Origin of the sequence: Thauera aromatica K172, from assembly GCF_003030465.1 — a bacterium.
Classification (GTDB): Bacteria; Pseudomonadota; Gammaproteobacteria; order Burkholderiales; family Rhodocyclaceae; genus Thauera; species Thauera aromatica.
In genome coordinates this window covers 2,712,565-2,735,193 of sequence record NZ_CP028339.1, presented here as the reverse complement: position 1 = coordinate 2,735,193, position 22,629 = coordinate 2,712,565, and the positions used below count along the sequence as shown (strand labels likewise).

20 protein-coding genes are annotated in these 22,629 nt (G+C 67.5%); 11 read left to right on the top strand and 9 right to left on the bottom strand.

Features of this window, described 5'->3' with window-relative positions; genetic code table 11:
- Positions 1 to 2: 2 nt before the first annotated feature.
- The 9 genes from Tharo_RS12910 to Tharo_RS12870 form a co-directional block, all read right to left on the bottom strand.
- On the bottom strand, positions 3 to 1,616 hold the full coding sequence (locus Tharo_RS12910; RefSeq protein WP_107221567.1) for an acyl-CoA mutase large subunit family protein: 1,614 nt from the start codon (positions 1,614 to 1,616) through the stop codon (positions 3 to 5).
- Positions 1,613 to 2,029 carry a cobalamin B12-binding domain-containing protein gene (locus Tharo_RS12905; protein WP_245880898.1) on the bottom strand — a complete coding sequence of 139 codons (417 nt, stop codon included), beginning with the start codon at positions 2,027 to 2,029 and terminating at the stop codon, positions 1,613 to 1,615. The genes Tharo_RS12910 and Tharo_RS12905 overlap by 4 nt, the downstream gene beginning before the upstream one ends.
- Positions 2,026 to 3,159 carry a benzylmalonyl-CoA dehydrogenase gene (iaaF, locus tag Tharo_RS12900; RefSeq protein ID WP_107221566.1) on the bottom strand — a complete coding sequence of 378 codons (1,134 nt, stop codon included), beginning with the start codon at positions 3,157 to 3,159 and terminating at the stop codon, positions 2,026 to 2,028. Before iaaF ends, Tharo_RS12905 begins: the two co-directional genes overlap by 4 nt.
- Before the next feature lie 2 nt (positions 3,160 to 3,161).
- Positions 3,162 to 4,868 (bottom strand): hydantoinase B/oxoprolinase family protein, encoded by a 1,707-nt coding sequence (locus Tharo_RS12895; RefSeq protein WP_107221565.1) that lies wholly within the window; start codon positions 4,866 to 4,868, stop codon positions 3,162 to 3,164.
- Positions 4,865 to 6,991, bottom strand: coding sequence for a hydantoinase/oxoprolinase family protein (locus tag Tharo_RS12890; RefSeq protein ID WP_107221564.1), 2,127 nt, complete (start codon positions 6,989 to 6,991; stop codon positions 4,865 to 4,867). Before Tharo_RS12890 ends, Tharo_RS12895 begins: the two co-directional genes overlap by 4 nt.
- Positions 6,988 to 8,523, bottom strand: coding sequence for an acyl-CoA synthetase (locus tag Tharo_RS12885; protein ID WP_107221563.1), 1,536 nt, complete (start codon positions 8,521 to 8,523; stop codon positions 6,988 to 6,990). Before Tharo_RS12885 ends, Tharo_RS12890 begins: the two co-directional genes overlap by 4 nt.
- 145 nt (positions 8,524 to 8,668) lie before the next feature.
- On the bottom strand, positions 8,669 to 9,880 hold the full coding sequence (locus Tharo_RS12880; RefSeq protein ID WP_107221562.1) for a thiolase family protein: 1,212 nt from the start codon (positions 9,878 to 9,880) through the stop codon (positions 8,669 to 8,671).
- Between the two features lie 60 nt (positions 9,881 to 9,940).
- The gene (locus Tharo_RS12875; protein ID WP_107221561.1) at positions 9,941 to 10,645 is read right to left on the bottom strand and encodes a GntR family transcriptional regulator; all 705 of its coding nucleotides are present in this window, start codon (positions 10,643 to 10,645) and stop codon (positions 9,941 to 9,943) included.
- Positions 10,646 to 10,849: 204 nt separating this feature from the next.
- On the bottom strand, positions 10,850 to 11,440 hold the full coding sequence (locus Tharo_RS12870; protein ID WP_107221560.1) for a UbiX family flavin prenyltransferase: 591 nt from the start codon (positions 11,438 to 11,440) through the stop codon (positions 10,850 to 10,852).
- Between the two features lie 301 nt (positions 11,441 to 11,741).
- Between Tharo_RS12870 and Tharo_RS12865 the strand changes: the two genes are divergently transcribed.
- The 11 genes from Tharo_RS12865 to Tharo_RS12815 all read left to right on the top strand — a co-directional run bounded on the left by Tharo_RS12865 (position 11,742) and on the right by Tharo_RS12815 (position 22,627).
- Complete coding sequence (locus tag Tharo_RS12865; protein ID WP_107221559.1) at positions 11,742 to 12,221, top strand: 4Fe-4S dicluster domain-containing protein; 480 nt, start codon at positions 11,742 to 11,744, stop codon at positions 12,219 to 12,221.
- Positions 12,222 to 12,234: 13 nt separating this feature from the next.
- Positions 12,235 to 14,082, top strand: a complete 1,848-nt coding sequence (locus Tharo_RS12860) for an aldehyde ferredoxin oxidoreductase family protein (protein WP_107221558.1) — start codon at positions 12,235 to 12,237, stop codon at positions 14,080 to 14,082.
- 81 nt (positions 14,083 to 14,163) lie between these two features.
- Positions 14,164 to 15,453, top strand: a complete 1,290-nt coding sequence (locus Tharo_RS12855) for an NAD(P)/FAD-dependent oxidoreductase (RefSeq protein ID WP_107221557.1) — start codon at positions 14,164 to 14,166, stop codon at positions 15,451 to 15,453.
- 88 nt (positions 15,454 to 15,541) lie between these two features.
- The gene (locus Tharo_RS12850) at positions 15,542 to 15,799 is read left to right on the top strand and encodes a MoaD/ThiS family protein (RefSeq protein ID WP_107221556.1); all 258 of its coding nucleotides are present in this window, start codon (positions 15,542 to 15,544) and stop codon (positions 15,797 to 15,799) included.
- Between the two features lie 23 nt (positions 15,800 to 15,822).
- Positions 15,823 to 16,149, top strand: a complete 327-nt coding sequence (locus Tharo_RS12845; protein ID WP_107221555.1) for a hypothetical protein — start codon at positions 15,823 to 15,825, stop codon at positions 16,147 to 16,149.
- 83 nt (positions 16,150 to 16,232) lie between these two features.
- On the top strand, positions 16,233 to 19,076 hold the full coding sequence (locus Tharo_RS12840) for a HAMP domain-containing protein (protein WP_107221554.1): 2,844 nt from the start codon (positions 16,233 to 16,235) through the stop codon (positions 19,074 to 19,076).
- Between the two features lie 3 nt (positions 19,077 to 19,079).
- Positions 19,080 to 19,859 carry a methyl-accepting chemotaxis protein gene (locus Tharo_RS12835; protein ID WP_211309608.1) on the top strand — a complete coding sequence of 260 codons (780 nt, stop codon included), beginning with the start codon at positions 19,080 to 19,082 and terminating at the stop codon, positions 19,857 to 19,859.
- Entirely contained in the window at positions 19,856 to 20,395 is a 540-nt protein-coding gene (locus Tharo_RS12830) for a hypothetical protein (RefSeq protein WP_107221553.1), read from the top strand. The genes Tharo_RS12835 and Tharo_RS12830 overlap by 4 nt, the downstream gene beginning before the upstream one ends.
- A complete protein-coding gene (locus Tharo_RS12825) occupies positions 20,396 to 21,394 on the top strand; it encodes a chemotaxis protein CheX (RefSeq protein WP_211309607.1) in 999 nt (332 codons plus the stop codon).
- Between the two features lie 23 nt (positions 21,395 to 21,417).
- Positions 21,418 to 21,783, top strand: a complete 366-nt coding sequence (locus Tharo_RS12820) for a response regulator (protein WP_107221551.1) — start codon at positions 21,418 to 21,420, stop codon at positions 21,781 to 21,783.
- 139 nt (positions 21,784 to 21,922) lie between these two features.
- Positions 21,923 to 22,627, top strand: coding sequence for an ABC transporter permease (locus Tharo_RS12815; protein ID WP_107222423.1), 705 nt, complete (start codon positions 21,923 to 21,925; stop codon positions 22,625 to 22,627).
- Positions 22,628 to 22,629: the final 2 nt, after the last annotated feature.

Here is a 22,629-nt window from a genome sequence, read left to right as displayed (position 1 = left end):
CCTCAGAAGCGGATCGGTTCCTGGTAGCGGCCGAAGACCTTCACCAGCTCGCGGGTGATCTCGCCGACGCTGGCATAGGCCTTGACCGCGTCGACGATCGCCGGCATCACGTTGGCGCCGTCGCGGGCATCGGCGCCGACGCGGGCGAGCGCGCGCGCCACCGCGTCGGCGTCGCGCTCGGTGCGGACCTGGGCCAGGCTGGCGATCTGGGCGCGGGCGTCGTCTTCGTTGTAGGGGTGGAATTCGACCGGGTGCTCGTCCTCGTGCTCGTTGCGGTAGCAGTTGACGCCGACCTTGGGGAAGGCGCCCGACTCGATGTTCTGCTGCATCCGGTAGGCCTGGGCGGAGACCTTGGCCTGGATCGCCCCTTCCGAGATCAGCTTGACGATGCCGCCTTCGGCATCGGTCTCGGCGATGATTTCCTCCATCTTCGCGCGCATCTGGTTGGTCATCGTCTCGACGTACCAGGAGCCGCCGAGCGGGTCGACGGTCTCGGTCAGCCCCATCTCCTCGATCAGGATCTGCATGGTGCGCAGCGAGATCCGTGCCGAATACTCGGTAGGAATGGTGTAGGCCTCGTCGTAGGAGCACAGCGCCATCGTCTGGGTGCCCGACAGGGCGCTGATCAGGGCGTAGTAGGCGCCGCGCACGATGTTCAGCTCGGGCTGCTCGAAGGTCAGCCCGCCACCGCCGCCGGCGGCGATCATGCGCAGCCACATCGAGCCCGGGCTTTCCGCCTTGTATTCCTCCTTCATGATCTTGGCCCACAGGCTGCGCCCGGCGCGGAATTTCGCCACCTGCTCGAAGAGGTTGCCGAAGATGTTGAAGTTGTAGGACAGGCGGCCGGCGAACTCGTCGACGTGGAGGCCGCGCCGGATCGCCTCGTCGGCGTAGGCGCGGGCGATGCAGAACGCGTAGGCCATCTCCTGCGCCGGAGTCGCGCCCGATTCGCGGATGTGATAGCCGCAGACCGACACCGGGCTGTACTTGGGAGCGTGGCGGGCACAGTACTCGATGGTGTCGCCGACCAGCCGGATCGAGGGCTCGACCGGGAAGATCCAGGTGCCGCGGCCGATGAATTCCTTGAGGATGTCGTTCTGCGCGGTGCCGCGCAGTTTGGTGACGTCGTAACCGCGCTTTTCCGCCATTGCCAGGTACATCGCGATCGCGATCGCCGCGGCGCCGTTGATCGTCATCGACACGGTGATCTTGTCGAGGTCGATGCCGTCGAAGGCGAGCTCGAAGTCGCGCAAGGTGTCGATCGACATGCCGACGCGGCCGATCTCGCCTTCGGCGAGCGGGTCGTCCGAGTCGAGGCCGATCTGGGTGGGCAGGTCGAAGGCGACGTTGAGCCCGGTCTGGCCGTTGGCGATCAGGTACTTGAAGCGCTGGTTGGTGTCGCGCGGATTGCCGAAGCCGGCGTACTGGCGCATCGTCCACGGCTGCTTGCGGTACATCAGGCGGTGGATGCCGCGGGTGAAGGGGTATTCGCCGGGGGCGCCGATCATCGCTTCGCCGCCGCTGGCGTCGACGTCGGCCCGGGTGTACAGCGGCTTCACTTCGAGGCCGGACTCGTTGAACACGGCTTTCGGTTCGACTGGGGCGCGGTCGTTCATGGGGCGTTCTCCCGGATGTAGGACACCACCGCCTCGAGCCGCGAGCCGGTGGGAAAGATGCCTGCGAAGCCCAGTTCGCGCAGGGCGTCGTGGTCCTGGGCGGGCAGGTTGCCGCCGATCATCCACAGCTTGTCGGTGAGGCCGCCGGCTTCGAGCAGGGGCTTGAGCTTGCGGCAGAAGGGCAGGTGCGAGCCGGCCATGCTCGACAGCGCGACGACGTCGACGTCCTCGTCGAGGGCGATGCGGGCGACCGCCTCCGGGGTCTGGCGCAGGCCGGTGTAGATGACTTCGAAGCCGGCGTCCATCATCGCGCGGGCGACGATCTTGGCGCCCTGGTCGTGGCCGTCGAGGCCGGGCTTGGCGAGCAGGACGCGGATCCGGCGTGCCGGCATCGCCTGGGTCGGTGAGCTCATGCGCTGACCTCCTTTGCAATGATGAGCTTGAGAATTTCGCTGGTGCCGCCACCGATCAGGGTGAAGCGGATGTCGCGCAGGTAACGCTGCACCGGGTACTCCATCGCGTAGCCGTAGGAGGCGAACACGCGCGCGGCCTGGTCGCACACGGTGGCCGCGGTCTCGGTGGCGAACAGCTTCGCCATCGCCGCCTCCTTGTGGTGGGGGCGGCCGGCGCCGTGCAGCCAGGCGGCATAGTGGACGAGGTGGGTGGCGGCCTCGAGGCCGGTCGCCATGTCGGCGAGCTTGAGCTGGATGGCCTGGAAGCGGTCGATCGGCTTGCCGAACTGGACGCGCTCGCCGGCGTAGCGCACCGCTTCGGCGAGCGCGGCGCGCGCGCAGCCGAGCGCCATCGCGCCGGTGAGGATGCGGATCTCGGCGAGGGTCTTCCTGAGGTGGGCTTCGCCGTCCCCTTCCTCCTTCGACAGGCGGTGGCTGTCGGGCACGAAGCAGTCGTCGAAGGCGAGCTCGGAGGTCGGCAGCGCCCACACGCCCATCTTGTGGATCGCGCGCCCAATGACGAGGCCGGGGAAGTCCTTCTCGACGAGGAAGATGGTGAGCTTTTTCTCCTCGCCGGCGCGCGCGAACACGGTGAAGAAATCGGCCACCGGGGCGGCGGTGATCCAGGTCTTGCGCCCGTTGAGGACGTAGCCGCCGTCGACCTTGCGGGCCTGGGTGGCGATGCCTGACAGGTCGGAACCGGCGCCCGGTTCGGTCATGCAGATCGCGCCGATCTTGTCGCCGGCGAGCGCGGGCTTGAACAGGCGCTCGATGATGTCGGGGCTGCCGAGCATGTGGAGGAACTTCGTGCCCATCAGCGACTGCATCGCCGCCGCCCCGGCGAGCGACATCGAGCCGCGCGCGATCTCGGTGAGGGCGAGGCAGTACTCGGTGAGGCCGAGGCCGCTGCCGCCGGCCTCCTCCGGGTAGCGCATGCCGACAAAGCCGAGCGTGGCCAGTTCGCGCATCAGCGCGCGGGGATAGGCGCGGGCCTCGTCAAGGGCGGCCGCCTGGGGGGCGATGCGTGCGTCGCAAAAGCGCGCGAAGGTGTCGCGGATGGCCTGCTGCTCTTCGTTCAGGTCGAAGTCCATGGTCAGGCCGCCTGCTCCGGTTCATAGCCGTACAGGGTGCGCGCGGCCGCGGCCGAGATCACGCCGTTGCGGACCTCCTCGGCGAGCGCCTTGCGGCTGCGCCGCTTCGGGTCGCCGTAGCCGCCGCCGCCGCTGGCGACCTGGTGGTAGATCGTGCCCTTGGGCACGCCGGTGATCAGGTCCTTGTTCTTCGGCACCACGACGGTGCCGTCGGGGTAGTGCAGGCGGATGAAGTTGAGCCCGCCCTCGCCGCCGCCGAAGAGGCCGAACGCGGGCTCGAAATCGCCGTCGCCGAAAGTCACCAGCTGGGTGTCGTCGGAGCCGATCTCGAAGATCGTCTCCACGCCGAGCCCGCCGCGCCACTGGCCGGCGCCGGCCGAGTCGGTCAGCAGTTCGTGGCGGATCAGGCGGTGCGGGGTCTGCTGCTCGAACATCTCGTAGTCCTGGTCGAGCACGCCGCCGGAGGCGTCGATCATGCCGATGTGGTCGTAGCCGTCGGTGCCGCGCATCGCCCCCGAGCCGCCCTTCAGGCCCATGAAGCCGATGTCGACGTAGGCCTCGTTCTTCTTCGGGTCGATGCCGGTGGTGAGCGAGCACAGCAGGTTGTTCCAGCCTGCGGTGACGCGATCGGGCATCACCGGCGCGAGTGCGCGCTGGATGGCGTCGGCGTTGGGCGGGCAGAGGTGGTTGCCGAAGGTGGTGGCTTTCGGATAGGAGGCGTTGAGCAGGGTGCCTTCGGGGATCACGATCTCGATCGGCTGGACCATGCCCTCGTTGTGCGGGATGTCGGGATTGACCATCTGCAGCAAGGTGAGGATGGTGGCCGAGGCGCTGGAAGTGAAGGTGCCGTTGACGAAGCCGTTGGTCTGCGGGTCGGTGCGCGAGTAGTCGAAGCGGATCGAGCGATCGGCGACCTCGATGTCGACGCGGATGGTGAACTTGCTGCCTTCGTGGCGGCCGTCGTAGTAGACGTAGCCTTCTCCCGAATAGCGGCCGTTGGGAATCTTGGCGATCTCCGCTTCCATCATCCGCCGGGTGGCATCGAACAGCGCCGCCTTGTGCGCTTCGTAGCTCGCCACCCCGTACTTGCCGAGCAGCTCGAGCAGGCGGCGCTCGCCGACCGTGCATGCGCCCATCTCGGCCTTCATGTCGTGCTGCACGATGTCGAGCCGGATGTTGGCGAAGATCAGGTTCCACACGTCCTTGCGGAGCTTGCCCTTCTCGACCACCTTGACCGGCGGGATGCGCAGCGCCTCCTGCCACACCTCGACCGCGTTCGGGTTGTAGCCGCCGCGCACGTTGCCGCCGATGTCGGCCTGGTGGCCCTTGACCGCGGTCCACGCCACCAGCCGGCCCTCGAAGAAGATCGGCTTGAACACCGCGACGTCGTTGTTCTGGTTGCCCAGGCTGAAGACGTCGTTGTGGAAGATGACGTCGCCGGGGTGGAGGTCGTCGCCGAAGTAGTCCTTGATGTACTTGCACACCGGCGCCAGCGAGAAGGCGAGGATGGGCAGGTTCTCGGTCTGCTCGAGCATGTTGCCGTCGCCGTCGTAGAGGCCGGTGACGTAGTCCTTGGCCTCGCACAGGATCGGCGAGCGGGTGGTCTGCTCCATCGAGATGCTCATCTCGTCGGTGATCGACTTGAAGGTCCGCGCATAGACCGAGAGCAGGATCGGATCGATTGCGGCGCGCTGTTCGGGGGTGCTCATGCCACGGCCTCCTTCTGTTCGCGGATGCAGGACTGGACGAGATCTTCGCGGCCCTTGCGGTAGAGCGCGAAGGAGCCGAGCGCGTCGATGACGCAGTCGTAGGCGGCGCTGACGAAGATCGCCGTCGTCTCCTGTTCGATCATCGCCGGGCCGGTGATGCGGTTGCCGAAACGCAGGCGGTGGCCGTCGTAGACCGGCACGGTGTCGAAGCGCCGGGTCTCCGGGATGTACACCGGGCGTTCGCCTTTGCGCGCGTGGCCGGCGTCTTCGCCGCTCCAGGTCTTCTCGTGCGGCTGCGGCTTGTCGGTGAGGCCGATCGCCTGCACGCGCACGTTGATGATTTCCACCGGAGTGTGCTCCTGGGCGAGCTCGTAGCCGTAGAGCCGGTTGTGCTCGGCGTGGAAGGCGGCGGCGATGGCGGCGACGTCGTTGCGCTCGAGGTGTTCGCGCGCGACCGCGAACGAGACTTCGTGGTACTGCTTGACGTAGCGGCAGTCGAACTTGATCTCGAAGCGGCGGCGCGCTGGCGGGATGCGCTCGGCGTCGAGCTGGGCGGCGCCCTCGGCGGCCATGTCGTCGATCGCGGCGTTGAGGCGTGCCCAGTCGACGGCGTCGAGGCGGGAGACGAAGGTGCGCACGAAGTCGTGCTTGAGCTCGCTCATCAGCATGCCGAAAGCGCACAGCACGGACGACTCGCGCGGCACGATCTGGAGCGGGATCTCGAGCTCGTCGCAGATCAGGCAGGAGTGGATCGGGCCGGCGCCGCCGGCGGGAATGAGCGGGAACTCGCGCGGATCGAAGCCGCGCTTGATGGTGACCTCGCGCACCCCCTGCGCCATGCTGTTGCACGCCACCCGGTACATGCCGGCGGCGGCGTCCTCGATCGACAGTCCGAGCGGGCGGGCGATGTGCTCCTCGATCGCGCGGCGCGCGGCGTCGAGGTCGAGCTTCATCTTGCCGCCGGCGAAGAACTCGGGGTCGAGGTAGCCGAGCACGACGTTGGCGTCGGTGGTCGCGGGCAGGGTGCCGCCGCGGCCGTAGCAGGCCGGCCCCGGATCGGCGCCGGCGCTTTGCGGGCCCATGCGCAGCAGGCCGCCTTCGTCGATCCAGCCGATCGAGCCGCCGCCGGCGCCGATGGTATGGATGTCGAGCATCGGCAGCGCGATCTTGTAGCGGGCGATCTCGCCGTCGTTCTTGAGCATCGGCGTGCCGACCGCGATCGAGGTCTCGAAGCTGGTCCCGCCCATGTCGGTGACGATGCACTTGTCCTGGCCGTGGGGGCGCACGTAGAACAGCCCGGCGCCGGGGCCGCCGGCCGGCCCGGAGAGCAGGGTGAGGGCGGCGCGCTCGCGGGCGAGCTGGGGCGAGATGACGCCGCCGTTGGACTGCATGATCAGCAGCAGGCCGCCGAAGCCGATGCCTTTGAGGCGGCCGACGAGCTGGTCGAGGTAGTGGTTGAGCTTGGGGCCGACGTAGGCGTTGAGCGCGGTGGTGCTGAGGCGCTCGTAGAAGCGGATCGAAGGCAGCAGATCGGTCGACACCGACAGGTGGGCGCCGGGCAGGGCACGGCGCACGCGCTCGGCGGCGGCACGTTCGTGGGCCGGATTGGCGAACGAGTTCATGAAGCAGATCGCCACCGCGTCGACCTTCTCGTCGCCCAGCAGCGCGATCGCCGCGTCCAGTCCGGCCTCGTCGAGGGGGGCGATTTCGTTGCCGTCGCGGTCGAGGCGGCCACCGATGCCCTGGCGCAGGTAGCGCGGCACCAGCGGTTTGACGTTGGTGTAGCGGTTGTTGTACTGCTCCTCGCGGATGCCGCGGCGCATCTCGAGGGCGTCGCGCACGCCGGCGGTGGTGAGCAGGCCGCATTTCGCCCCAGTGCCGGTGAGGGTGGCGTTGGTCGTCACCGTGGTGCCGTGCACGATGGTGTCGATGCGCGCGGCCAGCGCCTCCAGCGTCAGCGGCGGGTCCATGCTCGCGGCGATTTCGGCGAGGCCGTTTACGACCGCGATCGACGGATCCGCAGGTGTCGACAAGGTCTTGAATATCGCCGGCTCGGCCGTGCCGTGGATCACGACAAAGTCCGTGAACGTGCCGCCGACGTCGATCCCGATCTTCAGCGTCATTGGATGTGCTCCAGGTGGGACGGCCGTGCGACCAGCCGGCGCACGTCGTCTTTGCGGATCTTGCCCAGGGCGGTGCGCGGCAGCTGGTCGGTAAACACCACCTCCTTGGGAAGCTTGTAGCGGGCGATGCGTCCTTCGAGAATCTGCAGGACCTGCGTCGCGTCCAGTTCGTGGCCTTCGGCGACGACGACGACGGCGACGACGATCTCGCCCCAGCGCGGATGGGGGCGGCCGACGACGGTGACTTCGGCGATCTGCGGGGCTTCGGCGAGCACCGCTTCGATTTCGGCGGGGTAGATGTTCTCGCCGCCGGAAATGATCAGGTCCTTCTTGCGGCCGTCGATGTAGAGATAGCCTTCGTCGTCCTGGTGGCCCATGTCGCCGGTGCGGAACCAGCCGTCGATGAAGGCGGCGGCCGTGCCGTGCGGGTCGTTCCAGTAGCCGGTCATGACGTTCGGGCCCTGGACCAGGATCTCGCCGGTCACACCCGCGGGAACGTCGTGGCCGGCGCCGTCGATGAGGCGGATGCGGGTGTAGCGCGCGGCGCGGCCGGTGGAGGCGGGCTTGCGGGCGACGTCCTCGGGGCGCAGGCAGGCGGCGATCGGACAGGTTTCGGTGGCGCCGTAGATCGACACCAGCGGGATGCCGCGCTCGAGCAGGGCGTGGACTAGGCGCTCGGGGACGATCGTCGAGCCGGTGGAGATCATGCGCAGGCTGGAGAGGTCGGCATCTTTCCAGCGCGGGTGGGCGAGCATCATCTCGATCTGGGTGGGGACGAGCACGGTGAGGGTGATGCGCTCGCGCTCGATCGCATCGAACGTGGCGTCGGCGTCGAACTTGGGATGCAGCACCACGGTGGCGCCGACCGACAGTGCCGGGGTGGTCTGGTTGTTGAGGCCGCCGACGTGGAACAGGGGCAGGTTGACGAGGACGCGGTCACTGGCGGTCAGGCCGTGCAGGTCGATGCTGTTGGCCGCGTTCCAGATCAGGGCGTCCTGGCTCAGCAGCACGCCGCGGGGCTTGCCCGTCGACCCCGAGGTGTAGCAGATCAGCAGCGGCGCCGCGGTGTCATCGCCGGCCGGCGGCGTCGTGCGGCCTTCGGCCCGGGCGAGGAAGGAATCGAGCCCGATCCAGCCGGCGGGTAGCGGGCCCAGCGCCACCAGGGTGGCATCGGGGAGCGTTCGCCGGATGTCGTCGATCGCTTCGGCGAACGGGCTTTCCGCGATCAGCACCGCCGGTGGGCAGTCCTCGAGCAGGCGGCGGTGCTCGGCGCCGGCCAGGCGCCAGTTCATCGGCATGAACAGGGCGCCCAGGCGGGCGCAGGCGAACAGCGCGGCGAGCGTCTCCGGGCGGTTGTAGCCGAGATAGGCGACGCACTTGCCGTGCCCGCCGCCGGTGGCGTCGAGCGCCGCGGCGAAGCGCTCGATCCGCGCGGCGAACTGTGCATAGTTCAGGTCCTGTCCGCCGAAGCGGAGTGCGACCTTGCCGGGCGTCGCTGCGGCATGACGCGCAATCCACTGCCAGAGCCCCATGCTCCTCCTCCTTTGTCGTCAGCTGCGTCCGGCGTCTGTCGCGCCGTGTACGCTTCAAGCGGTTGTCAATCCTTGGGGTTTTCCCCCACGGCGGGCGTTGCACACGCCTCTTCCGGCCAGCGGTCGCGGGGTGGGGAACTGCGGGTCAGGCGTGGGCATCTCCCACTTCGAGGACGACGGCCATCGCCGTGTCGCCGGCGGCGCAGCCGGCAAACAGGCCGAACCCGCCGCCGCGCAGCGCGAGTTCCTCGATCAGCTCGATGATCGCGCGCGTGCCCATCGGCGCCTGCGGATGGCCCCAGACCAGGGAACAGCCGTAGTTGTTCATGTGCATCAGGTCGGCGCCGGTTTCACGGGCGAACACCAGGTCGTTGACCGCGAACGGGTTGTGGGTCTTCACCGCGTCGATGTCGGCGATGCCGCGGCCGGCCTGGGCGAGGGCGTTGCGGGCCGCCGGGATGGTCGCTTCGGGCATGTAGGCGAGCTCCGCCCGGGCGAGGCCGAAGCCGTGCAGGCGCACCGCGATCGCCGGATCGCGGGACAGCTCGCGCGCCCTCGCGGCGGTGGTGACGATGATGGCCGCATTGCCATCGGCAGGGTGGGTCTGGCCACCGTAGGTGATCGTTCCGCCGGCCGCGACCGGTTTCAGCCGGGCCAGGCTTTCGGCGCTCGAGCGCACCACCCCTTCGTCGCCGTCGAGGGTGGCGACGGTCTTGCGGAAATCGGCGCTCGGCACGTCGAACGGCAGGCTCATGAAGCGCTTCAGGAAGGCCGCGCCGTTTTCCAGCGCCTGGGCATATTGTTGTTCGCGGCGGAGCACGACTTCGTGCTGCTGCGCGGTCGCCACGCCATGCCGGGCGGCGACGTTTTCGGCGGTCTGCAGCATCGAATGGCCGCCGAGGGGGTCGCAGCCGAAGTTGTCCATGACCCAGTTTTCGGCGCTGCCGGTGCCGCCCGGCGCGCGCGGGTTCGGGTAGTACAGATGGGGGCCGTTGGAGGTGCGGTCGCAGTTGATCGCGAGCGCGACGCTGGCCAGGCCGGCGTCGACTTCCTGGACCGCGGCGAGCAGGGTGCGCACCCCGGTGGCGCAGGCCTGCATCATCGTCGGCCCGCCCGCGCGGGGTGCGCCGATCAGCCCGGTGAGCCAGGGCAGGCCGTAGAAGGCGTGCTTATGCGGCACCGAGAAACCGAGCACGCCGTAGTCCAGGATCGCCGGGTCGATGTTGCGGCGGCCGAGCTCGTGGCGCGCCACGTGGGCGGCGAACTCGATGCTGTGCAGGTTGGAAAAGCTGCCTTGCCAGCGCGCGAAGGGGGTGCTCCAGTAGGCGCCGTAGGGAATTTCTGCCCGGTACTTCATGTGGAAACTCCTGGGTTCGTTCTGGGGGGCGGTGCGGCGTGCCGTTGCGGAGCGCTTGCTTCAGGGCCTGGCGGCGGCCGTCCGGGGCGTGTCGAGGCCCACGGCGTGGATGAACGCGACCCGGGCCTGGCCGAGGTGTTCGAGCATCGCTGCGGCGGCGAGCTCGCCGTCGCCGGTTGCGAGCGCGGCGGCGAGCCGCCCCAGGCCGTGCAGCACGATCTTGCGGGTGGCGTAGTCGTCGAGCGTCAGGCGGCGGATCCGCTGCATGTGGTCCGCATACTGTTCGATGATGTGGACGAGGCGGGGATTGGGCACCAGTGCCAGCCAGGCGGCGCGGAAGCGGATGTTGGCGCCGCGGAAGGCATCGGCGTCGCCCTGTTCGTGGGCCCGCGTCGCGGCCTGCAGCGCCTCGTCGAGCGGGCGGCGCACTTCGGCTGAAGTGGTGAAGCGGGCGACGTGGCGGATCGCCGCAGGCTCGACCAGGGAGCGGATTTCATAGATGTCGTTGACGTCGTCCAGCGTCAGCTCGGGGACGATGAAGCTGCGCCCGTCGGAGGCGAGCAGGCCTTCGCTCGACAGGCGGCGCAGCGCTTCGCGCACCGGCGTGCGGGACACGCCGAGCTGCTCGGCGAGTTGCACTTCCTGCAGGGGCTGGCCGCCGGCGATCAGGCCGTCGCGGATGGAGGCGCGCAGCTTGTGATAGACCTGCTCGCCGAGGGCGAGCGGCCGTTCTATGGGTTTGAGAGGGGAGAGCGTCGAAGCCATCGGGGAAGCCTTGTGGAGCCGGATCAGGTGAGCGGGGTGCGTTGATGAATACTGTATACAGTATTTTTTGCGATGTAAACCGCTCGATCGGTCCTGCACGGTCGCCCCTTTTGCAGGGCGCCGCGCGGGCCGTGCATGGCCTTCCGGAGCGGCGCGGTGCAGAAAAGGACGCGGGCCGCTCTCAGCGCCGGCGCCGCCTGGCGTTCATGTGCCGGCGCCGGGCGGGACGGCGGGCTCTTCTTTCCAGCGCTTGAGCAGCGGGTGTTCGATGTCGAACAGGTCGAGGGCCTTGCCTACGCTGTGGTCGACGATGTCGTCGAGGCTTTGCGGCTTGCTGTAGAACGCAGGCACCGGGGGCAGGATCACGGCCCCGTAGCGGACCGCCTGAGCCATCATTTCGAGGTGGCCGAGGTGCAGGGGGGTCTCCCGCACCATCAGCACCAGGGGGCGGCGCTCTTTCAGGCAGACATCGGCGGCGCGTGTCAGGAGGTTGTCGTTGTAGGAATGGACGATGCCCGACAGGGTCTTGATCGAGCACGGCGCAACCAGCATTCCGGCGGTGCGGAACGAGCCGCTGGCGATCGAGGCGCCGATGTCGCCGTGCGTGTGGAGCACATCGGCGAGGGCCTCGACCTGCGCCACCGTCCACTCGGTCTCCTCGACGACGGTCCGCTTTGCCGAAGGGGAGAAGATCAGGTGGGTTTCGATGTCTGCCATCGCCTTCAGGGCCTGCAGCGCCCGGATGCCGTAAATGACGCCCGAAGCGCCGGAAATGCCGATGATGATCCGCTTCATGTGTGTTCTCCGGCGAGCTTTCATTCTAGTGTGCTGGATGCGCGCTGCGCGGTCGGGGGAGGGCGCCGGCGGGGCCGACATGCTAGCCGAGCCCCCGCCGCCGGGCCAGCGCCGGCGCTGAGGCGGGGCCGCGTGGCGGGGTATTCCCGAGCGGGTCCTTCCCGGGTTGACTGGTCATCGCCGCGGCGTATGCTTTCCAGGCTGTTCATGCGGTCTGCGGGGCGGCCGAATCCTGCGTTCTGGCCTCGCGCTGCAACGTGTCCCGCACGTTGTCGGGTCACCAACGACCAGGAGATGATCGATGTGGAAAGCACTGCACATTGATCCCGCCAAGTGCACCGGCTGTCTGCAATGCGAGATGGCCTGCTCCTTCGAGCACACCGGGGTCATCAATCCCAGCAAATCGCGCATCAAGGTGTTCAACTTCGAGCACGAGGGCAGGAAAGTGCCGTACACCTGCACCCAATGCACCGAGGCCTGGTGCCTGAACTCCTGCCCGGTCGATGCGATCCGCATCGATCTGACGACCGGCGCGAAGATGGTGTTCGAGGACACCTGCGTCGGCTGCAAGGTGTGCACGATCGCCTGTCCGTTCGGCACGATCAATTACAACCAGGACACCGGCAAGGTGCAGAAATGCGACCTGTGCGAGGGCGACCCGGCCTGCGCGAAGGCCTGTCCGACCGCGGCGATCACCTATGTGGACGCCGACTGGACCGGCATCGACCGCATGCGCGCCTGGGCCGCGAAGGCCAACACGCCGGCTTCGGCCGCTTCCTGAAGGAGGACGCGTCATGGGATGGAATCGCAAGATCCTGCGGGTCAACCTGGCGCAGGGCACGTGCACGGAAGAGCCGCTGAACATGCAGTGGGCGCAGGACTACCTCGGTTCGCGCGGGCTGGCCACCAAGTACCTGGTGTCCGAGATCGACCCGCAGGTCGATCCGCTGTCGCCCGCCAACAAGATGATCATGGCCACCGGCCCGCTCACCGGCACCATGGCCTCCACCGGCGGGCGCTACACCGTCGTCACCAAGGGGCCGCTGACCGGGGCGATCGCGTGCTCGAACTCGGGCGGCTTCTTCGGCGCCGAGATGAAGTTCGCCGGCTGGGACATGGTGATCTTCGAGGGCCGCGCGCCGAAGCCGGTGTGGCTCTACATCGAGAACGACCACGCCGAGCTGCGCGACGCCGCCGGGCTGTGGGGCAAGAGCTGCTGGGAGACCGAGGAGCAGATCAGGCACGAACTGCAGGACCCGCTCGTGCGCGTGTCCTCGATCGGCGTCGCCGGCGAGAACCAGGTGCTGTTCGCCTGCATCGTCAATGACCTGCACCGTGCCGCCGGGCGCTCCGGCGTGGGCGCGGTGATGGGCTCGAAGAACCTGAAGGCGGTGGCGATCCGCGGCACCAAGGGGGTGGCGGGCATCCGCGACTTCGGTGCCTTCGTGCACGCCACCAGCGCGGCGAAGAAGGTGCTCGCCGACAATGCGGTGACCGGCCAGGGCCTGCCCAAGTACGGCACCCAGGTGCTGATGAACGTGATCAACGAGATCGGCGCGCTGCCCACGCGCAACCACCGCGACGTGCAGTTCGAGGACGCCTCCAAGATTTCCGCCGAGGCGATGCACGAGAAGCGCGCGTCCGACGGCAAGCCCCACCTCGTCACCAACGCTGCCTGCTTCGGGTGCACGATCGCCTGCGGCCGCATCTCGGCGATCGACCCGAGCCACTTCACGGTCAAGAACAGCCCGAAGTACTGGGGCGCTTCCGGCGGCCTCGAGTACGAGGCGGCGTGGGCGCTCGGCGCGGCCAACGGCGTCGGCGACCTCGAGGCGCTGCAGTACGCCAACCTCGTGTGCAACGAGCAGGGCATGGACCCGATCTCGTTCGGCGCCACCGTCGGCGCGGCGATGGAGCTCTACGAAATGGGCGTGCTCGACGACGCCCGGATCGGCCTGCCGGCGCCCTTCGGCTCGGCCGCGGCGCTGGCGAAGCTGGTGGAGATGACCGCGCTCGGCGAGGGCTTCGGCAAGGAGCTCGGGCTGGGCAGCAGGCGCCTGTGCGAGAAGTATGGCCACCCCGAGCTGTCGATGAGCGTGAAGGGGCAGGAATTCCCCGCCTACGATTCGCGCGGCATCCAGGGCATGGGCCTCGCCTACGCCACCTCGAACCGCGGCGCCTGCCACCTGCGCGGCTACACCGTGGCCTCCGAAGTGATGGGCATTCCGGTCAAGACCGATCCCCACGTCACCGAAGGCAAGGCCGAGCTGGTGAAGGCCTTCCAGGATGCGACCGCGGTGTTCGACTCGGCCGGCATCTGCGTGTTCACCAGCTTCGCGTGGACCCTGGCCGACGTCCAGCCGCAGATCGCCGCGGCGTGCGAGGGCGACTGGAGCATGGACAAGCTCAACGAAGTCGGCGAGCGCATCTGGAACATGGAGCGCCAGTTCAACAACGCTGCCGGCTTCACCGCCAGCGACGACACCCTGCCGCCGCGCCTGACCCAGGAGCCAGCCAGGACCGGGCCGGCGAAGGGCATGGTGAACGCGCTCGCGAAGATGCTGCCGGAGTACTACAAGGTGCGCGGGTGGACGCCCGGCGGCGTGCCCACCGCGCAGACCCTGGAGCGGCTCGGCCTGTAGGCCGGCGCTGACCGGCGCGCGGCCAGCGCGCCCCGTCCGCAGTGACGGGCGCAGGCCCGCGCGCCTTTCAAGGATTCGCGCATGAGACACCTGATTCTGGGCAACGGCCCCGCTGGGGTAGTCGCCGCCGAGACGCTGCGCCGCGCCGCGCCGCAAGACGACATCGTGCTCGCCGGCAGCGAGGACGCGCCGCCGTACTCACGCATGGCGATCCCCTACCTGCTGGAAGGCAACATCGACGAGTCGGGCACCTGGTTGCGCAAGGCGCCCGGCCATTTCGACCGCCTGCGCATCCGCGAGCTGCGTGGGCGCGCGGTAGCGCTCGACACCGACAAGCGCCGCGTGCTGTTCGACGACGGCCATTTCGAGCCCTACGACCGCCTGCTGATCGCCACCGGCTCGCATCCGCTGCGCCCGCCGATTGCCGGCGTCGACCTGGCCGAGGTGCAGACCTGCTGGACGCTCGCCGATGCACGCGCGATCGCCGCGCAGGCGAAACCGGGCGCGCGCGTGCTGCAGCTCGGTGCCGGCTTCATCGGCTGCATCATCATGGAGGCGCTCGCCAGGCGCGGCGTCGAGCTCACCGTGGTGGAGATGGGCGACCGCATGGTGCCGCGGATGATGACGCCCACGGCCGGGGCCATGATCAAGCGCTGGGTCGAGGACAAGGGCATCCGCGTGCTGACCTCGGCCGGGGTGCAGCGCATCGACCGCGGCAGTGCGGCCGGTGTCGCCGCGCCGCTGGCGGTGAGTCTGTCGACCGGCGAGCGCCTGGAGTGCGAACTGGTCATCGTCGCCGCCGGGGTGGCGCCCAACGTCGGCTTTCTCGATGGCACGGCGGTGCAGGTGGCCAAGGGCGTGCTGGTGGATGCGCGCATGCAGACGAGCGTGGCCGGGATCTTCGCTGCCGGCGACGTCGCCGAGGCGCCCGACCTCTTCACCGGCGCCCATCTGGTCGCCGCGATCCAGCCCAATGCCGCCGACCAGGCCCGCATCGCGGCGCTCAACATGGCGCGTGGCGAGGCCGGCGCGACGCGCCTGAACGGCGTCCTGGCGATCAACGTGCTCGACACCCTGGGGCTGATCTCGTCCTCCTTCGGCCAATGGTGGGGGGCGAAGGCGGAAGACGGCGGCGCGGGCGTCGAGCTGGTCGACGATGCGCGCTATCGCTATCTGAGCCTCCAGTTCAAGGACGATGTGCTGATCGGCGCGACTTCGATCGGGCTCACCGAGCACGTCGGCGCGCTGCGCGGCCTGATCCACGGCCAGGTCAGGCTCGGCGCGTGGAAGGCGCGTCTGCTCGCGGCGCCGCTGGCTTTCGTCGACGCCTACATCGCCTGCAGCCAGCAGCCGATGGCGCTGGCGCGCTGAACCGGGGGACGGGCATGAAGGGGTGCGGCGCGGGCGGAACGCGGGGTGCGCGGCGCGGCCGCGGCCGGCCGGTGAGCGGGAGGGCGGGATGACGATCCGGGTCGCATTGAAGCTGTTCGCCTCGCTCGCCGACTACCTGCCCGCCGGCCACCGCGGCAACCGGCTCGAACTCGATGTCGACGAGGGCACGACCGTGGCCGACATGCTGCAGCGCTACCGCGTGCCCGAGCGCAGTGCCCACCTGGTGCTGCTCAATGGCCACTACGTGGCGCCCGCCGCGCGTGCCACGCGGTGCCTGAAGGACGGCGACGTGTTGGCCGCCTGGCCGCCGATCGCGGGCGGCTGAGCGGGAGAGGGCTCTGTAAACGGATGGCGCTCGAGTCGACGCGCTTCTTCAGCGGCCCGGTGCCGGAGTCCTTCGTGCGCCGGATGACCGCCACGCCCGCCGGGTTCGAGCGCGAACTGCGCATGGCCTGGCCGGCGCTCGAAGGCTGTGCGGCGCAGGGCCGTTTCCGCCTCCGGGACGGCGAACTGGTGCTGGAAATCGAGGTGGAGGCGGCGGGCGTGCGCCGGCTGGGGCTGCTCGAGCTGCCCCAGCTGCACGTTCGCTACCGCTTTGCTGTTCCGGGTGCCGAACCGGCGCGGCGCGCCCTGCTGAGCCGTCTCGATAACGCGATGCGCAAAGGCGGCGGTTAAACCTTTCGCCGAGTGGGTGTAATCGCGGCGTAATGCGCACTGCCTAGCATCGGCGGGGTTTCATTTCATGAAGTCCTGCCCATATGCGCCTCCTCGAGCCTGTCGTACAAGTCGTTGGCCGGCTGTCCTTCCGTAGCAAGCTCCGCATCACCGCGCTGATTTTCGGCCTCCCCCTGCTGGTGGCGGCCGGCGTTCTCGTCTTTGCCCTCAATGCCCGTGTCACGGCGCTCGAGACGGAGCGTTCCGCATTGGCCATGCAGGTTCCGGTGCACCGGGTTTCTGCCCGGCTTTATCAACTGCTGGCGATGCAGCGGGCGATTCAGGACCGCCTGGGCGGCTCTTTCGCGCTGCAAGAACAGATCGCCGTGAGGCAGGCCGGTGCGCACGCGGCGCTCGGTGAGCTGCAACGGGCGTTTGCGGCGCAGGGCTTTGCCGGCCCCTCGTCGGCAGCCGGCTTCGGACGGGTTTCCTGGGCGGCGATGGCCAGGAGCATCGATGCTTTCGATGCGGATGGCTTGTCCGCCGCGATTGCCGGGTTGCGCGCCGGGCTCGAGCAGCTCAACGATGGGGCGGGCCTGCTGATCGATGGCGATGCGGCAAGCAGCCGCTTGCTGGGTGTGCTCACCGCTTACTACGGTTCGCTCGTTCATGCGACCGGCGTTAGCGCAGAAATAGGGGCGATGACGCTGAGCAGGAAAAGTCTGCGTGGCAGCCGTCGCAGTGAACTGACGATGCAGCGCGGCAACTTCAACGTCCTGGTGCAGTGGAGCATGGAGGCCTTGGAGAAGGTCGGGCAGGAGCACCCCGCGCAGGCGGAGATCCTCGCAAAGGCCGCTGGCCGCCTGAACACCGCGTACCTCGCCGTCCAGGAAGCGCTGACGACGAAAATGCTCGATACGACCGATTTCGGCATGGAGCCGGCGGCCTTCCTGGCGCTGACCGAAACGGCCTTCGACGAAACCCTGGGCATCGGCAGCGAGATCGTGACGGCGACCGACCACCTCCTCGCCGAGCGTCTCGCCGCCAGGAAGCTGCAGCGCAACGGCGTCATCCTCGCCATGTTGGCGATCTTCGCGCTGGTCGTGGCGGGCTTCGTCGCCGCGTACATTTCGATCATGCGGGCGGTGAACGGCCTGTCCGATGCGGTCAACACGATGGCGGCCGGCGATCTCGGCGCGCGTGTCGAGGTCACGACCCGGGACGAACTCGGCAATGTCGGCGAGCAGTTCAACGCCATGGCCAAGAGCCTTGCCGAGCGTAGCGCCCAGCTGCGCGAGAAGACCAACGATATCCACACCATGCTGCAGAACATGCCGCAGGGCATCCTGACCGTGGTCGATGGCGGCCTGATCCATCCTGAATACTCGGCCTATCTTGAAACGATTTTCGGGACCGACGAGGTGGCGGGGCAGGCCGCGATGAGCTTCCTGTTCGGTGACGATGGCATCGGCTCCGACGTCTTGTCGCAGATCGAAGCAACGCTGGCGGCCTGCATCGGCGAAGAGCGGATGAACTTCGAATTCAACGCTCATCTGCTGGTCGGCGAAATCACGCGGACGCTGCCGAACGGGGGGGTAAAAACGCTTGAACTGGGCTGGTCGCCGATCTGCGACGAGCAGGATGTCGTCGAGAAAGTCATGGTCTGCGTGCGCGACGTGACCGAATTGCGCCAGCTTGAAGCGGAGGCCGAGCAGCAGAAGCGCGAGCTCGAAATGATCGGCCAAATTCTCGGGGTCCAGCAGGAGAAGTTCACCGCGTTCGTCGATAGCGCGCGGAATTTCGTCGGCGAAAACGAAGCCCTGCTGCTTGCGGCCGATGACTCCCACCCGGAACTGGTGACGCAGCTCTTCCGCAACATGCATACGATCAAGGGCAACGCCCGCACCTACGGCCTGTTGCACCTCGCCAACATCGTCCATGAGGCCGAGCAGGCCTACGATGAATTGCGCAGGAACGCGACCGTGATCCTGGACAAGGAAAAACTGCTCGAGCAGTTGCAGGCGGTGATGGCCAGTATCGAGCAGTACGCGTCGCTGAACGACGTCAAGCTCGGTCGTCGCGGGCCGGGGCGCCGGGGCAGTGAAGACAAATGCCTGATGGTGCCGCGTGCCCAGATCGAGCGGCTCGGCGCCGGCCTGGAAGGGCTCGATCTGCCATCGCTCCCGCAGGAAACGCTGGTGGCCGTCCTGCAAGGAATCCATCACGACTTGCGCCTGATTGGCACCGAACCGATGCGCGAGGTGCTCGCCGCTGTCTTCGCCTCGCTGCCGTCGCTGGCGGCGGAACTCGGCAAGGAAGCGCCGGTGCTGGTCTTGAACGACCACGGGATCCACATCCGCAATCAGGCCTGCGATCTGCTGCGTAATGTGTTCATGCACCTGTACCGGAATTCGCTCGATCACGGGATCGAGCCGATGGCCGAACGCCTGGCCACAGGCAAGTCGGCCGCGGGCCGGATCGTGCTCGACATGGCGCTTGCCGGTGGTCGTCTTTCGATGCGCCTGCGCGATGACGGCAAGGGGCTGGCGCTCGCCCATATTCGCCGGAAGGGGCTGGAAAAAGGGCTGATTCCGGAGGGGGCATCGACTTCCGACGAGGACATCGCCAGGCTCGTTTTTGCCCCCGGTTTCTCCACCGCGAGCGCCGTGACCGAGGTGTCGGGGCGTGGAGTCGGGATGGATGCGGTGCGCGATTTCGTCAAGCGCGAAGGGGGCGAGATCGAGTTGCGCCTTACCGACGGCAAGGTCGGCGCCGGCTTCCGCGCCTTCGAGACGCTCATCACGCTGTCGGGAACATTTGCGGTGCAGGTGAGCGCCGCCCGCCTCCCGGTGCAGGCCAGGCTTTCGCCTGGCAGCGAATCGATGCCGGCCCCTTGCGGAATCATGGGGACGCTGCTCAATCTCGAAGGCAAACTTTCGGCGACCTGATCGATGATGTCTATCAAATTCCTGATGGTGGCCGGAGTGCTGTCGATGGCCGTCTGGCTGGCCGTATATTTCCGCGCGGGGCGCGTTTCGCACCGGGCCCTGGCGACAATCAAGGCCGCGCATCGTGAAGAGTTGCATCTGCTGCGCTCCGACCATCATCTGGCGGTGGGCGAAAAGGCGGTGCTGGAAGGCTCGCTGGCCCGGCTCGCCGCTGAAAACGCCGACATGGAGGCGGAGCGCGAGGCCCTGGCGCAGCGCCTGGAAAACCTCGAGCAGGAACTTCGCCAAGTACGGGGCGTGGCTAGCGGTGGAGAGGACGCGTCGCGGCGGGAGAGCCGCAGCTTGAAAGCCGATTTGTCGGAGCAGGTCGAAAAGTTGGCCGGGGAGGCGGCGCAGCTGCGGAATCTGGCCGTGACCTTCGAGCACTGGCACGACGAGATGAACTCGCTGATGGCGCAGAACCGGGAGATGCACCGGCAGAACGACGAATTTTCGTCGATTGTCAGGCAGGTGGTCATCCTCTCCCTGAATGCGGCGATCGAAGCGGCGCGGGCGGGTGAATCCGGGCGCGGCTTCGCCGTCGTCGCCAACGAAGTGCGGGCGCTGGCGATACGTTCCGAGGCGCTTTCGAAGGACTACAGCCTGAGCCTGCACAAGAATGATCTGACGACGACGGCGACCTTTCAGGAAATCCAGGCCGACGGCAAGATGATCATGTCCGCGATCAGCAGCCTGGATGCACTGATCGGCCGGCTGCAGAAGCGCCTCGGGGAGATCGCATGATCGGCGAGCAGGCCCGGCAGGGTGTCGATCTGCTGTTTACCCGGGCGGTGCGCGCCAGTCTCGTCATGAATCCGTCCGATACGATCGATATTGCGATGCTGCCGCCCTCGCATCGATTCGAGCCGCCGGAAAGCCGGATCGTCGTGTTCACCATCGCATCCTACCTTTTTCGCCTGCTGACGATTTTTCATGTCGATGCGGACAAGGCGAACGTGGATTACTTCGCGCGGGGCGATTCGGGCCGCCCGTTTTTCGAGACTTTCGGTGAAGTCGGCAATATGTGCTGCGGCGCCATGAATCGCGAGCTCGGCCGGTTTTTCCCCCACATGGGCATGTCCACCCCTTCCGTCCTCGACCGGAAATGCCTGCCGTTCATTGCTGCGCTCGATCCCGCCTACCTGGCGCACTACCGGATCGAAATCAACCGCACGGCCTCACTGCACGCCACGCTGTGCCTGTGCGCATATGGCGATCTCGATTTCCGGGTCGATCCGGCGGTCGCCGAAGAAGAGAGCGGGGCGCTCGAGCTGTTCTGAGTGAGCCGGCGGCGCCACACTCAAATCGAAGTCAATGGAGAAAGCATGACGGAAAGACCGGTCAGCAAGGTCCTGGTGCTGGAGCGCGATCCGGTGCATCTGGCGGGCATCCGGCATTTTTGCGATGCGCACAACCTGGTCGGACTCAAGGTCAGGAAGAACCGCCTGATGTCGGTGTTGCGTTCCAACATCGATCTCGGTGCCATTCTGTATGCCGAGGATTACGGCGTTTCAGCCGAAGAGAGTCGGGAAATCGCGCTGCAGATCCATACGGTCCGCCCGGAGCTGCCGATCATCTTGCGCCGCGCATCGGCACCGACGCTCGATGGCGTCGATGAATCGCTGCGCCGCGTCTGCTGCGCGGCCTACACGGCGAATGACATGTCCGGCCTGAGCCGGGTGATCGACGAGTTCATCTTCTGTCTCGCCTATCCGAATGCCCTCGTGCGTGGAATTTCGGAAATTACCGAGAGCGTTCTGGCCAGCCAGTTCAAGCACCTGACGCCACGCTGGCATACGCCCTACATCGTCCGCGACCGGATCATTTTCGGCGAGGTGTTCAGCCTGATCCCGCTGGAAAGCAACTGGTGCCGCGGCTACATGATGCTGCAGACCGAGGAGCAGCCGATTCTCGACCAGCTCGACACCTACGCGCCGGGTGATGGCGGGGCGACGTTCCGGGCGGTGAACAGCCTGCTCGGTGAGATCACCAACCTGATCTGGGGCTCTTTCAAGAATCGTTACGTCGGCGAGGCGGCCAGCCTCGGCACGCAGATCCAGGTGCCGCTGATCGTCAATCACAAGCACAAGTACATCTCGTTCGGGACGGAAAACCCGCAGCTCTGTTTCCTGTACACGCTGAACGACGAAAGTACGGGCCACACGTTCAAGCTCTACCAGCGCTTCGTATTCAATCTCAACTGGGCGCCGGAGGACTTCAGGGAGATCGTGCAGGACACGAACGAACTGGTCGCCTCCGGCGAGCTGGAACTTTTCTGAGCGCATTTATCAAGGACATCCATATGGCGAAAATTCTGGTGGTGGACGATTCGAGCACCGTCCGTGAGGAAGTGGCGGGTTTCCTGAAAGGCAACGGATTCGACGTGGCGACGGCGATCGATGGCAAGGACGGACTGGCCAGGATGAAGTCCGACCCCGGCATCCGCCTGGTCCTGAGCGACGTCAATATGCCGAACATGGACGGGCTGACGATGGTCGAAAAAATCCGCGGTGAGCTGGGCAACCAGTCGGTCAACGTCATCATGCTGACGACGGAAAGCAGCCCTGCGATGAAAGAACGCGGCAAGGCGGCCGGGATCAAGGGCTGGATCGTGAAACCGTTCAATGGCGCGGCGGTGCTCGAAACCTTCAAGAAGCTGGTGGCTTGAGACCACGCCGCTAGGCACGGGCGCCGTATCCGGCGGCGCCGGCGCCCTTCGGAGGGAGGGGAATGCGGTCTCCTGTCCGGCCCGCGGGCAGGGTCGGGAGGCGTGCCGTGGCGCGTCCTTCTCGGGTATGCTCGCGGCAATGTCGGCGTTCACCTCCACGTTTTCCGATGCGTTGTCGCTGCTGTCCGGCTTCGATGCCGCAGTGGCGGAGATCGTCTTGCTGTCGCTGCAGGTCAGCGGCGGCGCGGTCGTGCTCGGCACCCTGATCGGGCTGCCGCTGGGCGCGTGCATCGCGGTCGGGCGCTTTCCGGGCAAGAACCTGCTGTCGGTGCTGGTCAACGCGCTGATGGGGCTGCCTTCGGTGGTGGTGGGGGTGGTCGTCTATCTGCTGCTGTCGCGCTCGGGGCCTTTCGGCAGCGCCGGCCTGCTGTACACGCCGGCGGCGATGGTCGTCGCCCAGACCTTGCTGGTGGTACCGCTGATGGCGGCGATCACCCGCCAGGTGGTCGAGGACAGCTGGCTGCGCTATGCCGAGGAGCTGGAGGTGATGGGCTTTTCGTGGTGGGACAGCGTCACCACCTTGCTCCACGATTGCCGCCATTCCCTGGTGGTGGCCCTGCTTGCCGGCCTGGGGCGGGCGATGAGCGAGGTCGGGGCGGTGATGATCGTCGGCGGCAACATCGACCGCTCCACCCGGGTCATGACCACGGCGATCGCCCTCGAAACGAGCAAGGGCGACCTGCCGCTGGCGATCGCGCTCGGCATCGTGCTGATCGTGATCATCCTCCTGCTCAACGTCTTCGCCTCGGCGCTGCGCCACTGGGCGATGCGCCGTTTCGGCTAGCG

Coding starts and splice junctions, on each gene's coding strand:
- Tharo_RS12820 (WP_107221551.1), top strand. CDS start 21,418: ATGGCGAAAATTCTGGTGGTGGACGATTCGAGCACCGTCCGTGAGGAA.
- Tharo_RS12840 (WP_107221554.1), top strand. CDS start 16,233: ATGCGCCTCCTCGAGCCTGTCGTACAAGTCGTTGGCCGGCTGTCCTTC.
- Tharo_RS12890 (WP_107221564.1), bottom strand. CDS start 6,991: ATGACGCTGAAGATCGGGATCGACGTCGGCGGCACGTTCACGGACTTT.
- Tharo_RS12835 (WP_211309608.1), top strand. CDS start 19,080: ATGATGTCTATCAAATTCCTGATGGTGGCCGGAGTGCTGTCGATGGCC.
- Tharo_RS12865 (WP_107221559.1), top strand. CDS start 11,742: ATGTGGAAAGCACTGCACATTGATCCCGCCAAGTGCACCGGCTGTCTG.
- Tharo_RS12850 (WP_107221556.1), top strand. CDS start 15,542: ATGACGATCCGGGTCGCATTGAAGCTGTTCGCCTCGCTCGCCGACTAC.
- Tharo_RS12860 (WP_107221558.1), top strand. CDS start 12,235: ATGGGATGGAATCGCAAGATCCTGCGGGTCAACCTGGCGCAGGGCACG.
- Tharo_RS12895 (WP_107221565.1), bottom strand. CDS start 4,868: ATGAGCACCCCCGAACAGCGCGCCGCAATCGATCCGATCCTGCTCTCG.
- iaaF (WP_107221566.1), bottom strand. CDS start 3,159: ATGGACTTCGACCTGAACGAAGAGCAGCAGGCCATCCGCGACACCTTC.
- Tharo_RS12830 (WP_107221553.1), top strand. CDS start 19,856: ATGATCGGCGAGCAGGCCCGGCAGGGTGTCGATCTGCTGTTTACCCGG.
- Tharo_RS12855 (WP_107221557.1), top strand. CDS start 14,164: ATGAGACACCTGATTCTGGGCAACGGCCCCGCTGGGGTAGTCGCCGCC.
- Tharo_RS12910 (WP_107221567.1), bottom strand. CDS start 1,616: ATGAACGACCGCGCCCCAGTCGAACCGAAAGCCGTGTTCAACGAGTCC.
- Tharo_RS12815 (WP_107222423.1), top strand. CDS start 21,923: ATGTCGGCGTTCACCTCCACGTTTTCCGATGCGTTGTCGCTGCTGTCC.
- Tharo_RS12905 (WP_245880898.1), bottom strand. CDS start 2,029: ATGAGCTCACCGACCCAGGCGATGCCGGCACGCCGGATCCGCGTCCTG.
- Tharo_RS12880 (WP_107221562.1), bottom strand. CDS start 9,880: ATGAAGTACCGGGCAGAAATTCCCTACGGCGCCTACTGGAGCACCCCC.
- Tharo_RS12875 (WP_107221561.1), bottom strand. CDS start 10,645: ATGGCTTCGACGCTCTCCCCTCTCAAACCCATAGAACGGCCGCTCGCC.
- Tharo_RS12845 (WP_107221555.1), top strand. CDS start 15,823: ATGGCGCTCGAGTCGACGCGCTTCTTCAGCGGCCCGGTGCCGGAGTCC.
- Tharo_RS12870 (WP_107221560.1), bottom strand. CDS start 11,440: ATGAAGCGGATCATCATCGGCATTTCCGGCGCTTCGGGCGTCATTTAC.
- Tharo_RS12885 (WP_107221563.1), bottom strand. CDS start 8,523: ATGGGGCTCTGGCAGTGGATTGCGCGTCATGCCGCAGCGACGCCCGGC.